This is a genomic window from Bradyrhizobium sp. SZCCT0231 (assembly GCF_018130245.1).
GTDB lineage: Bacteria > Pseudomonadota > Alphaproteobacteria > Rhizobiales > Xanthobacteraceae > Bradyrhizobium > Bradyrhizobium japonicum_F.
Window position 1 is genome coordinate 15008 of sequence record NZ_JAFCKP010000019.1, and the last position, 12577, is coordinate 27584.

Consider the following 12577-nt stretch of genomic DNA (forward strand, 5'->3'; position numbering starts at 1 on the left):
GGTTCTAAGCTTTGGCTCGCTTGTTCAGATATTCCGCGGCGAGCGTGCCTAGTGATTTGACATAGTCCTGGACCGCGACGGCGTCGCTGCCGTCGGGCGCCCAGTCGGGAAAGGCGGTGCGGGAGGGATCGAACGGGCCGGCGGTGGTTTCGTGAAACACCAGCCACTCCGAGGTGATCAGGATCGAGTGGAAGACCTTCTCGGGCATCCGGTAATAGCACAGGGCGCCACGGCCGTAGGGCGCCATCTCGAGCACGTCGCGAATACGGCCGTCGTCCTCGAAGATCACGACCTGCGCGGTGCCCTCGATCAAATGAAACGATTCAGGTTTGCCAAGGTGCTTGTGGGGCCGGACATAGGCTTCGCGATGATGCACGATGAGCATCTCGTGCAGGCCGGACGAGGGATCCGGATGCGTACACAGCCGGCTACGCAGGCGCGGGTTGTCGGCGGCGATGCGCTTCAGCTCCGCAATCGTGGCGTCGTCCGCCGTGACGATGGCGTCGTCCGAATAATACACTTCCGGGTTTTGCGCGCGCAGCGAGGTCGGCCGGCGCCGGCCAGCCGCCTCATTCGAAGAAGATGAAACCATGGTCGCCCCGGTACCCGCATTTATCGTAGATCCACGCCCATGTTTCGGGACCGTGGAAGCTCAGGCAAGTGAGCTGCCAGTAGAGGAGGTTCGCCTTCTCGCGCTCATTGCGGAACGATTCCACCATCAGATATTTTGAGGCGCCGCGCCCGACGCGCTCGATTTCCGACACCGCGCGGAACACGTCCTCGAGCGGCAAGTTATGGAGCACACCGAGCGACACCACGAGATCGAAGCTGTGATCGGGGTAGGGCAGCTCGACGGCGCTACCCACCGTCAGCTGCGGCCGCACCTCCTCCTTGGCATTGGCGATGCCATAGTCGGAGATGTCGATGCCGGCGATCTTGAGGTCGGGCACGAGCTGGGTGAACTCGTAGAGAAGGTAGCCCTTGCCGCAGCCGACATCGAGCACGCTCATGCCCGGCTTGATGCCGTAGCGATCGATCAGGGCCTGGGCCAGCGGGCGCCACCGTCCGTCATAGCGATAGCCGCCGTAGCCGTAGCGCCGGTCGCCGTCCCAGTAATCGTGCCCCCATTGCCGCGCGACGGTGGCGGATTCAGCCTTGTCGTGCTCGACCACGCGCTGGACGTAGTTCCGCCTGGTCGACGCATGCATCGACTGGAGCAGGTTGATCTCGGTCATGGGGCCCAACCGGTCCGCGGCATCATCACAGGATGGTCGCGAACTTGTTGACGAGCAGGATGTCCTCGACGGCCTGGATGTCTTTCTGCGACGACAGCGTGATCTCTTCCACGGCTGCGTGGAGGTCGCAGCCCTCGCGCAGCACGCGGTCATAGATCTGCCGCCGCCGTGCCTCGTCGGGCGGCAGCATGAAGATGCTGTAGAGAATCAGGCCGTGCAGCTGCGGCAGCTCGTCCAGGATGTCCTCGAGCACCATGTAGCTGCCGGGCATGGTGTGCTCGGCGGCGCTCAGCAGATAGTGCAGGTTCTTGCGCCGCGCATAGTCGCGGATCACGATGTTCTGGACGTGCTGCGGGGTGCGGCTGCCGTTCAGCGGCCGGGCGCCGATATAGCCGCGATGGCCGGCTCGCTCAGCCATGGAAGCCTCCCGGCAGCTTGTACTGCATGCCGACCCGGGTCGCCGGGCGCAGCAGGATCGGCTCGAAGAACTCGCCGAAGCGCTTGTCCGCGTAGGGCGACATGATGCTCTTGAAGCGGCAGTTCATGCTCCAGCGGGTGCCGGCTTCTTCATTGACGCGATTGCCGTGCATCAGGGTCTGGTTGAACAGCATCACGTGACCGTAGGGGATCTCGATGAAGGTCGCGTGAGGCTTGATGGTCTTGTACAGCTCTTCGGCACTGCGCAGGCTGGCCATGCGGTCCTGCATGTCGCCGTTCAGGGACGGCGGCAGCAGATACATCGATTTGGTGCGACGGACATCGACCAGCGGCACCCACACCACGACCTCGAACGGCGAGTCGCCCGACCACACGTCGGAATGGGTGGCGAGCAGCGATGAGCTGTCGCCGGGAAGCTGGATGCTGAGATTGACGCGGCGCTGCATGCAGAGCTCGTTGCCGACGATGGTCTCGATCGTCGAGCGCGCCAGGCGGAAATAAGTCGGCCGGAACCACGGCTCGGCGTTGAGGCCGTTGAAGACGTGCAGGCGCAATCCGTTGAGGTCATCCACGCTCACCCGCGTGTGGATGGTGTCGAGCATCGCGTAGGGATCGTTGCTGTGCGGCAGCTTCAGATAGTCCGCCGCGAGCTCGGCGGCACGACGCTGGATCCGGTCGAGCCCGGCGCGATCGTCGGCCGGCGTGGTGACGAAGCCATCGTCGATGAAGCGCTGCGCCAGCGCCTGCTCGTCGGCGTGCAGGAAGTCCGTGTCCGTCATGCAAAATACTCCCGGGCGGTCGCGCAAATATAACTGATGTCGGCGGCCGACAGGAACTGGTTGATGGGAAGCGTGAGGATCTGGTCCGCCTGCCGTTCCGTCACCGGGAACGCGCCGCGGCCATGGCCCAGATGCGCCGCTGCCGGCTGCAGGTGGATCGGGACCGGATAGTGGATCGCGGTCTCGATGCCCTTGTCGGCAAGATATTTCTGGAAATCGTTGCGACGCTCGGTCTGCACGACGAAGGTGTGGAAGGTGTTGAACTCGATGTTCCGGCAGGGCGGAATGAACAGCGGCAGGCCAGCAAGCTCGGCGCGATATTGCGCGGCGTTGCGCCGCCGGCGCTCGATCACCGAGGGCAGGTGACGCAGGCGAATGCGCAGCACCTCGGCCTGAAGCGTGTCGAGCCGAGACACGATGCCCCATTCCTGGACGTCGCTGCGGTTGATCAGTCCGTGATTGCGCAGCCGGCGGATTCTTGCGGCGAGCTCCGCGTCGGCGGTGACGAGGAAGCCGGCATCGCCCGCGGCGTTGAGATTCTTCAAGGGGTGGGCGGAGAAGCAGCCGAACGTGCCGATGGTGCCGCTCATCCGGCCGTCATAGGTCGAGCCGATCGCCTGGGCGCTGTCCTCGATCACGGCGAGCGCGTGCTTGGCGGCGATCGCCATCAGCGGGGTCATGTCGGCCATGCGCCCGGTCAGATGCACCGGCATGATCGCCTTGGTGCGCGGGGTGACGGCGGCCTCGACCGCGGCCGGATCGATGTTCTGGTCCGGCAGCACATCCGCGAAGACGGGCGTGGCGCCGACCGCGATGATCGCGGCGGTCGATGCCACGAACGAATTCGGCGGGGTGATGACCTCGTCGCCGGGACCGATGTTGAGCGCCCGCATGGCGAGGATCAGCGCGTCGGTGCCTGAATTCAGCGTCACGACATGGGGCGAGCCGAGATAAGCCGACAATTCCTCCTCGAGCCTTCCGACCGCCGCTCCGCCGATGAAATCGCCGCGCTGGAACACGCCCTCGACCGCCTGCATGATCTCGGCGCGCTCTTCCTCGAACTGCGCGGGAAGATTGACGTAACCGATGCGCCGGCGGCCGGTGTCAGCGTCCATGGCAGAACTTCCTGACGGTCTCGATGACGCGGTCCTGCTGGGCGCGCGTCAGATGCTGGTCGACCGGGAAGCTGATGACTTCCTTGGCGTGGCGGTCGGTGACCGGGAACGTGCCCGGCGCGTAGCCGAGATGCTTCAGGCCTTCCTGCTGATACAGCGGGATCGGATAGTGGATCTTGGCCTCGATGCCGTTGTCCAAGCAGTATTTGTAGAGCTCGTCGCGGCGTTCGGCGAACACCATGTAGAGATGGTAGACGTGCTTCACGTTGGGCCGGCGCGGCGGAACGCGCAGGCCGGGCAGGCCGGCGAGACCGGCGTCATAATAGGCCGCATTCTCGATCCGGCGGCGCGTGATCTCGCTGGTCTGGCCGATCAGCCAGTTGCCGACCACCGCCTGAAGGGAATCGAGTCGCGAATTGCAGCCGAGGATCGCGATCTCGTCGCGGTTCTTCATGCCGTGGTTGCGGATCAGCCGGAGCTTCTCGTTCATGCCGTCGTCATTGGTGACGACGACGCCGGCATCGCCCCAGACATTGAGGTTCTTGAGCGGATGCAGGGAGAAACCGGCCGCGATGTCGTGGGTGCCGGAGCGTTTTCCGGCAAACTCCGACAGGATGCCCTGGCAGGCATCCTCGACCACCGGCAGGCTGTGACGCTGGGCGATCGGCATCAGCTTGCCCATGTCGGTGACCTCGCCGGTCAGCTGAACCGGCATGATCGCCTTGGTCTTCTCAGTGATCGCGGCCTCGACTTGGTCGACATTCATGCAGAAGGAATCGTCGCAATCGACCAGCACAGGCGTCGCGCCGGTTTCCGCAATCGCGCCGACCGTGGCGATGAAGGTGTTGGCGGCGGTGATGACCTCGTCGCCATGGCCGATGCCGAGTGCCTTGAGCGGCAGCTTGAGCGCGTCGGTGCCCGATCCGACGCCGATGGCGTGACGCACGCCGATCAGCTCGGCAAAGCGCTTCTCGAATTCGGCGACGGGCTTGCCAAGGGTAAAGTCACCGGTCGCCACCAGGCGGCCGATCTCGGCGAGGATCGGTGCGGGATCGGCGAATTGCTCGAGCAGATAGGAATATCGAACGTCGTACATGTGACCCGTCAGGTGGAATGAAGTTGAGGAGAGGAAGTGCGCGACGCCGCGAGCGCATGCTCGATCGAGGTCGCAATGGCGTTGGCGGAGAGCCCGTGCTTCTTCAGCAGCGAGTCCTGCGAACCGTAATTGTGCATGAAGCGGTCCGGCAGCGACAGCCGCAGCATCGCAGGGAAACCGGAGCCGAGCTTGTCAATCAGCGTCTCGGCGACTGCGCTGCCGAGGCCGCCGGAGGGGACATGCTCCTCCAGCGTCGCGACGAGCCTGGTGCCGCGGATCGCCTGCAGCAATGCCGCGGTATCGAGCGGTTTAACCGTATGCATGTGCAGGATGCCGGCGCGAATGCCTTGCGCGGCCAGCAGGTCGGCCGCGGCGAGGGCGCGCTGGAGCATGATGCCGGTGGTCACCATGAGGACGTCGCCCTGCGGGCGCATCAAGATGGCCTTGCCGATCTCAAAGCCGTGCTCGGCCTTGGAGACGATGGCATCGCCGCCCTTGCCGAGCCGGATGTAGATCGGACCCTTCCAGTCCAGCGTCTGCTCCATCATGCGCGCGGCCTCGTCGGCGTCGCACGGGCAGATCACCGTCATGTTCGGCAGCGCCCGCATGATCGCGATGTCCTCGATCGCCTGGTGGGTGGGACCGAGCGGCGCGTAGACGAGGCCACCGCCATTGGCGATCAGCCGCACCGGCAGATTGTGCAGGCAGAGATCGACGGCCACCTGCTCGTAGCAGCGGCGGGTGAGGAAGGTCGCGATGGTGTTGACGTAGGGCACGAAGCCCTCCATCGCGAGACCGGCCGACATGCCGATGATATGCGCTTCCGAGATGCCCTCGATCAGATGGCGCTTGGGAAACTCCTTGCTCATGGCGCGCAAGGTGCCTGCGCCGGGATCGGAGCCGATGTAAAGCACCCGCTCGTCGCGCGCGGCGAGCTTGTGGACCATGTTCATCGCTGTGTTGCGCATGGGGAGCCGATCAAAAATCGCCGACGGCGACGCGGATGGCGTCGAGCTCGCTGTCGGTCAGCTTGTTCTTGTGATGCCAGTCGGCGTTGGATTCCGCGGCCGGAAGACCCTTGCCTTTGACGGTATGGCAGATGATCGCGGTGGGTTTGCCCGGAACGGCCGGGACCTGCTTCAGGACAGTGCGCAGCGCGCCGACGTCGTGGCCGTTGAGCTCCTGCACGGCGAAGCCGAAGCTGCGCCACTTGTCCGCAAGCGGCTCCAGCGGCAGGACGTAGTCGGTGGGGCCATAGCTCTGGAGCTTGTTGTAGTCGATCATCGCGACCAGATTGTCGAGCCCGTGCTTGGCCGCGCCCATGGCGGCTTCCCACACCGATCCCTCGTTGATCTCGCCGTCGCCGAGCAGCACGAAAGTCCGGTAGCTGCGCTCGCGCATGCGCGCGGCGAGCGCGAGGCCGACACCGATCGACAGGCCATGGCCGAGCGCGCCGGTCGAGGCCTCGACGCCCGGCACCATGCCGTATTCGGGATGTCCGCCCAGAATGCTGTCGGGCCCGCAAAAGCCTTCCAGCTCCGACAGCGGGAAGAAGCCGCGATCGGCCAAGAGTGCATAGAGCGCCAGACAACCGTGTCCCTTGCTGAGGATCGCGCGGTCGCGGTTGGGATCGCGCGGGTTGCTCGGATCGATCCGCAGCACGTCGTCGTAGAGCACGCGGACCATCTCGATCAGCGACAGGGCAGGTCCGACATGTCCGCGTCCCGCAGAACGGACAGAACCGAGCACCAGGCGGCGCAAATAAAGGCTGCGCTCGTCCAGCGTGCAGGTGAGGGCGGCTTCAGCGTGGGGTGAGATCTGGATCACGTTGGCAAATCGTTTGGTGGAGCCGGCGGGCTTTGTCGAGCTGGCCGGCAAGGCGGACCGTCAGATCGCCACCTTGCGCAGCCAGGGCGCGCCGGGAGCGGCTTTCCGGCAAATAGACATTCAGGACAATCAGGCACCAAATCGCCCCGAACACAGGATACAGTACGTCACGGCGGATCGCAAACGCGTCATCCCCAGCTTCGAAGGCGCGCGAGAGCCGTTCGATCAATCGATTCGCGTCGGCCTCGGGCAGACCGCTGCCGGGATGGATCGCGGTGTCGGACACGAGCTTGACCGGATCGTCCCAGCCGAAATATTCGAAGTCGATAAATCGCAGCCTGCCGTCGTCGGCACGCAGCGCGTTGTGCAGCCCGAAATCCGACGGGCTCAATGCGCGATGGGCGGGCGCGAGGTCCGCGGCGGGATCCAGGCCCAGTTCCGCATAGCGTCGACGGAGTTGCCGGATTGCGATGGCAGTGGTGGGAACCAGGCTGCCGTCCATGAACGCACACAGATCCGGATGATCCTGCGATGCGCGCCGTAGTCCGTCGAGGCGTTGCTCGTACTGGGCGATGGCTGCCTCGGGCGAGAAGATGCTGGCTGACGCGTTCCGCAAAGTCTGTGCGCCTTCGGCGCCGCGCAGCTTTTGCAGCTCGATCAGGAAATCGGCCAGCTGTTCGGCATCGTCGTGCTGGGGATGCAGGACCGCGGCGTCACCGTCGAACCATTGATACAGCGCGCAGAATGCCGTCGGATCTTTCGCGACAGGGCGCGGCGTCGAATTGATGCCGTGGCGCGACAGAAACGAGAGCGCGTCATATTCCTGTCCCAGGCGATCGCGCCCGTCGGACGGATAGTGCTTGAGGGCGAGGGGCGGTCCATCCGCCATCTCCAGCCGAAACACCCGGTTGTTGCCGCCGGACCGCGCCGGTTGGGCGGCCGCGACCCGCGCCCCGGAGAGGCGGCTGCCGATCGAGACCGCATCCTGTACGCTGATGTCCGGCTCGCTCATGGCACGAACACTCCGCGGTGGATATCGGCCCAGGTCGCGATCGGCTCGCATTGTTCGGGGTGGGGAGGCCGCGACTGCGTGAACAGGATCGATCGCGTCGTCTTCGGAAAATGCGGCTGCTCGAAGACATCGACGAGATCGTCAATGAAGATATCGAGCCGCAGGCTCGCGAGTCGCTCGACCTTGGCCGCCAGCGTATCCTCGAAATAGATGTCGCTCACGGCCAGCGCCGCATCGGCGGCGTCGATGAGACCCGCACCCCTCAACCAGCCGCGCGCCGCCTCGCGCAAATCGACGCGATCCGGGTCCTGATGGCCGAACTGCGTCTTGTGGCTGACGATATAGACGCTCGCGCCGGCCTTTCGGCACGCGGCGAGGAACTCGCGGACTCCGGGATAGATCTCGGCGCCGCCGATTCCCTTGCCGTAGACGAAGCCTTGCAGCCCTTGCCAGGCAAGCTCGCCGCCGGCGCGGGATCGCAGATAGTCACGTACGTCGGTCTTCAGCCCGTCCCAGCTCTCCGGCACCAGCCCGCGCTGGCGCGCGGCGGCGGCAAAGACCTTGTCGTAGCAGATGATCGTATTGTCGAAATCGATGCCGATCCGCACGCCGCTCACTTCAGGCTGATGTTCTGCATCATCTTGATGTTGAAATACCTGGGATCGTTCAGCGAGTTCGGCAGGCGGCCGGCCTTGAAGGCATCCACGAGACCGGACACGGCCTGCTCGATCGTGTGCGTCGGCGCAAATCCGAGCTCGCGGCGGATCTTCTCCGAGGACACGTGGTAGGAGCGGAGATCGTCGGTCGGCTCGACGGCCACGTCGACATTGCTTCCGACCACCGACTTGACGATGTCGGCGATCTTCATCAGCGAGTGGTTCTCGTAGCCGATGTTGTAGGTCTTGCCGTCGATCTTCGCGTCATCCTGTTGAAGCAGGAACAGATAGGCCGCGGACATGTCCTCGATGTGCAGGTTGGGCCGCTTCTGCGTTCCGCCGAACACACGGATGCGGCCGGTGTTGACCGCCAGATTGGTCAGGATGTTGACGACGACGTCGAGCCGCTGCCGCGGAGCGTAGCCGCACACGGTGGCGGGACGAACCGTGCAGGTGACGAAGCCGGACGCGGCCTCGTCGGCAAGATCGGTCTCGCACATCGCCTTGAACTTGGAGTAGTCCGTAAGCGGCTCGCAGGACAATTCCTCGGTTACCTCGGCCTCGTCCTTGATGCCATAGACGCTCGAGGAGGATGCGTAGATGAAGCGCTTGATGCCGGCCTTCTTCGCCGCGCGCACCATCGGCCGGAAGCAGTCGTAGTTGATGGACTTGCCGAGCCCCGGGTCGAGCTCGAACGATGGGTCGTTGGAGATGCAGGCGAGGTGGATCACCGCATTGTTGCCGCGCAGGGCCTCGTTGATCGCCGCCTCGTCGCGGATGTCGCCCTTGATCAGGCGCAGGTTGGGATTGTCACGGACGGCGTCGAAGACGTCCTCGCCATACATGAACAAGTCGAGCACGGTGACCTTGTGGCCCGCCGCCAGCAACTGAGGAACCAGCACGCTGCCGACATAGCCGGCGCCACCGGTGACCATCACATTCCATTTCTGACCAATCACTGTCGCTCTCCGGAATTTCTCTTTTGCGCTATTTCAACAATGCCGTGACGAATTTGACCAGCGGGGCCTTTTCGACCGAGCTGCGGTGACCGACGATGCCGACCTTGATCGCGCCCGCCGCATTGCCGATGAAGGCGACGTCCTCGATATTGCCGCCGGCTGCCACCAGCGGCGCCGTGATCGTCAGGAAGGCATCGCCTGCACCGACGGTGTCGACGACGGTCTTGGTGAAGGCGGGTACGCGCGCGACGCCGGTCTTCGACGAGAAGGGGTAGCAGCCGAAGGAGCCGTGCGTGATGATCATGTTGTCGCAGGCGATCTTACCGTGCAGGCCGTCCTCGATCACCGACGCGATGTCGTTGAACTTGTCGGTGGCCGCAAGGCGCGCTTCCGGTGCGTCGATGCAGACGTAGTCGGCCCGCGGATACTTCGTGATCAGGTTGTAGCCGTGATTGCCGCTGTTGCTCTGGGCGTTGACGGCCAGGAATTTGGAGTTCGCGATCAACGTGTCGATCGTGCTGGATGCGATCATGCCGTGGCCGAAGTCGGTGACGATGACCACGTCCGCCCCGCGCACGCGCTCCGCAGTGACGCGGTCGATCTCCTTGCGCGCGGTCTCGTCGAGCGGCGTGTCGTCCATCGTGTAAACTTCGAACAGCTTGTGCAAGTAGCCCATCTCGACGTACCGCAACTTGCGGGTCGTCGGACGGCCCTGAACGCGGATCGGCGTGAACGTGACATTCGGGCGGACATGCGCGCGAATGAACTCTTCGGGGTGGTCGTTGCCACCGAGCGTCGTGACGATTTCGACTGATTTGCAGAAGCTTGCGACGTGATTGGCCGCAGCGATGACGCCGCCGGCAAATTGCTCGCCGTTCTTGAACTGGGTCGCGACGATGTTCTCCTTGGAGGCCTTTCCAAGCGCCGTGACATATTGGTACTCGTCGATGATGGTATCGCCGACCAGCACGACGTGCATGTCCTGGATCTTGTCGATCAGCTTCAGCAGGCGTTCGGCGCCGCCGCCTTCGCGCACCTTCTGGAGGTAGTCGCGCAGAGGGGGGTCGTAGATGTCGAAGTAGCGGTTCAGCAGTGACGACGAGCTGAAGGTCACGTCGCGCGTGAAGACGATGCGGCCGCCATGGCGCTCGACGGCCTCGCGTTCGGTGGCGATCTTGCCGGTGACGTCATCCTCGGGGTTTTCGTAGTCCGAGCCCTTCACGTAGATGTCGGGGCGGACGGTATCGAGGACCGGCTCGGCGCTGGAGGTCCGGTTGATGCCGACCCAGTCGACCGTGCCGAGCGCGGCGAGCATCTCGGCGCGCATGTTCTCCGGAAAGATCGGCCGTCCCGGGCCCTTGTTGACATATCGGTCGGCGGTGATGGTCACGATGACCACATCGGCCTCGTTGCGTGCCGCCAGGATGTGCCGGACGTGGCCGAGATGCACCAGATCGAACACGCCGTGGCAGAGCGCGACGGTCAGGCCCTTTGCCTGCGCAGCGCGCGCAATCTCGCCCAGTTCCTCGATCGTCTTGATCTTCTCGTGCGGTGCCGGATGGCCGGTCGGTTTGTCTGTCGCAGCATTGCCCATGTGGATTACCTAAAGCGCCGTGGGTCTCAGATGGCCGGCCCGGAAATGATCGGCGGGCGGCAAATCTCGGGGGTGAACGAACCTGCTCAACGGCTTGCCTTCTGCGGCGTGGCGTTGTCGTCACCGAGATATTTGAACCAGTCCTTGGTGGCATCGGCGATCTTGTCCACCGTCCACAGAGGAGCGTCCTTGTACTGGTCCATCGATTTCAACATCGTCGCGACGCCGTCCTCGAACTTCACCTTCGGCGTCCATTTCAGGACCCGTTTGATCTTGGTGATGTCGGCGTAGGTGCAATCGGGCTCGCCGGGACGCTTGGGAATGTGGACCTTGTCGCCGCCGAGGAGCTCGACCAGCCGGTTGACGCTGTAGGTGTTGTCGGAACCGACGTTGAATATCTCGTGGGAGACATCGGAGCGCGCGGCGGTCACGAAGGCATCCGCGACATCGCTGACGAAGGTGAAGTCACGGGTCTGCTCGCCATCGCCGACCACCGTGTAGGGCTTGCCTGCGAGCTTCTGCGCCATGAACACGCCGAACACGGCACCGTAGGTGCCGGTGGTGCGATGGCGCGGTCCGAACACGTTGAACAGGCGTAGCGCCACGGCAGGCAGCTTGTAGACCTGGCACCAGTGCATGACGCACTGCTCGCCGAGATTCTTGGTGAGTGCGTAGGGATACATCGGCCGGATATCGGCGCTCTCCGGCGTCGGATAGACGTCCGGAATGCCGTAGCAGGATGATGACGCCGCATAGACGAAGCGACTCGCTCCCGCGTGCCGCGCCGCTTCGAGAACGTTGACCGTGCCGTCGACATTGGCGCGATGATAGGGGATCGGCGATTCGATCGAGGGAACTATGTCGGCCAGCGCGGCGAGATGGAAGACCCAATCCACACCGTGGAAATACGGTTTGATCACGTCGAGGTCGGTGACGTCCGCCCGTACGACCTTCAACTGGCTCGAACCGGCGCGCGCGGCCAGATTTTCGGCGCGTCCGATTACGAAGTTGTCGAGCGCAGTGACTTCGTGGCCGTCATCGAGCAGGCGATCGACGAGGTGACTTCCGATGAAACCGGCGCCGCCAGTAACGATGCATTTCATGGGGAACATCCGTGATGCGAATGCCCAGCGAAACAGGCTCGCCAATGTTGAGTGAAACCCGAAAGCCGACTACCAGCCGCTCTCAAGCTTTGCAAGTATTATACCTTTGCAATCCTTGGTAATAGCCGGTATCACCCGATCATGTTGCAATCGAGCCGCCAGCCCATGCCTGCCGAGTCCGTCGATCCCGATCACAAGGCCTTCCTCGACGATTACGTGGGGCGCCTGCATCGCGCGACGGCGGTCGACGACGGTATTTTTGCCAGGATCTCCGCCACGCGCGCGTCCTGGTTGCGCACGCGTGAGCAGGGCGGCCGCGTCATCTTCATCGGTAATGGCGGCTCGGCCGGCATCGCCTCGCATCTGGCGATCGACCTGGCGAAGAACGCATCTGTGCCTGCGCTCTGTTTCAGCGATGCAAGCATGATGTCGTGCCTTGCCAACGACTACGGTTTCGAGGACTGGATCGCACATGCCGTGCGGCTGAGCGCCCGCGACGGCGACTGCCTCGTCGCGATTAGCTCGTCGGGACGTTCGAAGAACATCCTCAACGCGGTTGCGCAGGCGCGCACGATGAAGCTCGACGTGATCACGCTGTCGGGCATGAACGCGGACAATCCGTTGCGCAATCTCGGCGACGTCAATTTCTGGGTGGACAGCCGCAGCTACAACATTGTCGAGACCACGCACCAGTTCTGGATGATGGCCGCAATCGACCTCGTCATCGGTCGTGCGGAATATCCGGCGTCCTGAGGCAGGCATC

General features: G+C 63.9%; 14 protein-coding genes. 1 reads left to right on the forward strand and 13 read right to left on the reverse strand.

The annotated features are described in order from the left end of the window. Positions 1 to 4: 4 nt before the first annotated feature. From JQ566_RS29745 to JQ566_RS29805, 13 genes are all read right to left on the reverse strand, one after another. A complete protein-coding gene (locus JQ566_RS29745) occupies positions 5 to 592 on the reverse strand; it encodes a WbuC family cupin fold metalloprotein (protein WP_212379051.1) in 588 nt (195 codons plus the stop codon). Then, positions 570 to 1235 carry a class I SAM-dependent methyltransferase gene (locus JQ566_RS29750; protein WP_212379053.1) on the reverse strand — a complete coding sequence of 222 codons (666 nt, stop codon included), beginning with the start codon at positions 1233 to 1235 and terminating at the stop codon, positions 570 to 572. Before JQ566_RS29750 ends, JQ566_RS29745 begins: the two co-directional genes overlap by 23 nt. Before the next feature lie 25 nt (positions 1236 to 1260). Next, positions 1261 to 1653: an LIC12192 family sporadic carbohydrate cluster protein gene (locus JQ566_RS29755; RefSeq protein ID WP_212379055.1), complete on the reverse strand. Its 393-nt coding sequence runs from the start codon at positions 1651 to 1653 to the stop codon at positions 1261 to 1263. Beyond that, positions 1646 to 2452 carry a sporadic carbohydrate cluster 2OG-Fe(II) oxygenase gene (locus tag JQ566_RS29760; RefSeq protein ID WP_212379057.1) on the reverse strand — a complete coding sequence of 269 codons (807 nt, stop codon included), beginning with the start codon at positions 2450 to 2452 and terminating at the stop codon, positions 1646 to 1648. Before JQ566_RS29760 ends, JQ566_RS29755 begins: the two co-directional genes overlap by 8 nt. Further along, the gene (locus JQ566_RS29765; RefSeq protein WP_212379059.1) at positions 2449 to 3567 is read right to left on the reverse strand and encodes a DegT/DnrJ/EryC1/StrS family aminotransferase; all 1119 of its coding nucleotides are present in this window, start codon (positions 3565 to 3567) and stop codon (positions 2449 to 2451) included. The genes JQ566_RS29760 and JQ566_RS29765 overlap by 4 nt, the downstream gene beginning before the upstream one ends. Then, the gene (locus JQ566_RS29770) at positions 3557 to 4663 is read right to left on the reverse strand and encodes a DegT/DnrJ/EryC1/StrS family aminotransferase (RefSeq protein WP_212379061.1); all 1107 of its coding nucleotides are present in this window, start codon (positions 4661 to 4663) and stop codon (positions 3557 to 3559) included. Before JQ566_RS29770 ends, JQ566_RS29765 begins: the two co-directional genes overlap by 11 nt. 8 nt (positions 4664 to 4671) lie before the next feature. Continuing rightward, positions 4672 to 5631 (reverse strand): transketolase family protein, encoded by a 960-nt coding sequence (locus JQ566_RS29775; RefSeq protein WP_212379063.1) that lies wholly within the window; start codon positions 5629 to 5631, stop codon positions 4672 to 4674. A 10-nt stretch (positions 5632 to 5641) separates the two neighbouring features. Beyond that, a complete protein-coding gene (locus tag JQ566_RS29780; protein ID WP_212379065.1) occupies positions 5642 to 6490 on the reverse strand; it encodes a transketolase in 849 nt (282 codons plus the stop codon). Next, positions 6465 to 7502, reverse strand: a complete 1038-nt coding sequence (locus JQ566_RS29785; RefSeq protein WP_212379068.1) for a phosphotransferase — start codon at positions 7500 to 7502, stop codon at positions 6465 to 6467. Before JQ566_RS29785 ends, JQ566_RS29780 begins: the two co-directional genes overlap by 26 nt. Beyond that, positions 7499 to 8110: an HAD family hydrolase gene (locus tag JQ566_RS29790; protein ID WP_249139884.1), complete on the reverse strand. Its 612-nt coding sequence runs from the start codon at positions 8108 to 8110 to the stop codon at positions 7499 to 7501. Before JQ566_RS29790 ends, JQ566_RS29785 begins: the two co-directional genes overlap by 4 nt. A 5-nt stretch (positions 8111 to 8115) precedes the next feature. Then, the gene (locus JQ566_RS29795; RefSeq protein ID WP_212379072.1) at positions 8116 to 9117 is read right to left on the reverse strand and encodes an NAD-dependent epimerase/dehydratase family protein; all 1002 of its coding nucleotides are present in this window, start codon (positions 9115 to 9117) and stop codon (positions 8116 to 8118) included. A gap of 28 nt (positions 9118 to 9145) precedes the next feature. Further along, entirely contained in the window at positions 9146 to 10711 is a 1566-nt protein-coding gene (locus JQ566_RS29800) for a PfkB family carbohydrate kinase (protein WP_212379074.1), read from the reverse strand. Between the two features lie 86 nt (positions 10712 to 10797). After that, positions 10798 to 11814, reverse strand: a complete 1017-nt coding sequence (locus JQ566_RS29805) for an SDR family oxidoreductase (RefSeq protein ID WP_212379076.1) — start codon at positions 11812 to 11814, stop codon at positions 10798 to 10800. 165 nt (positions 11815 to 11979) lie between these two features. On the opposite strand from JQ566_RS29805, the gene JQ566_RS29810 reads away from it, so the two are divergent. Beyond that, positions 11980 to 12567, forward strand: a complete 588-nt coding sequence (locus tag JQ566_RS29810) for an SIS domain-containing protein (RefSeq protein WP_249139885.1) — start codon at positions 11980 to 11982, stop codon at positions 12565 to 12567. The last annotated feature ends 10 nt before the right edge of the window (positions 12568 to 12577 follow it).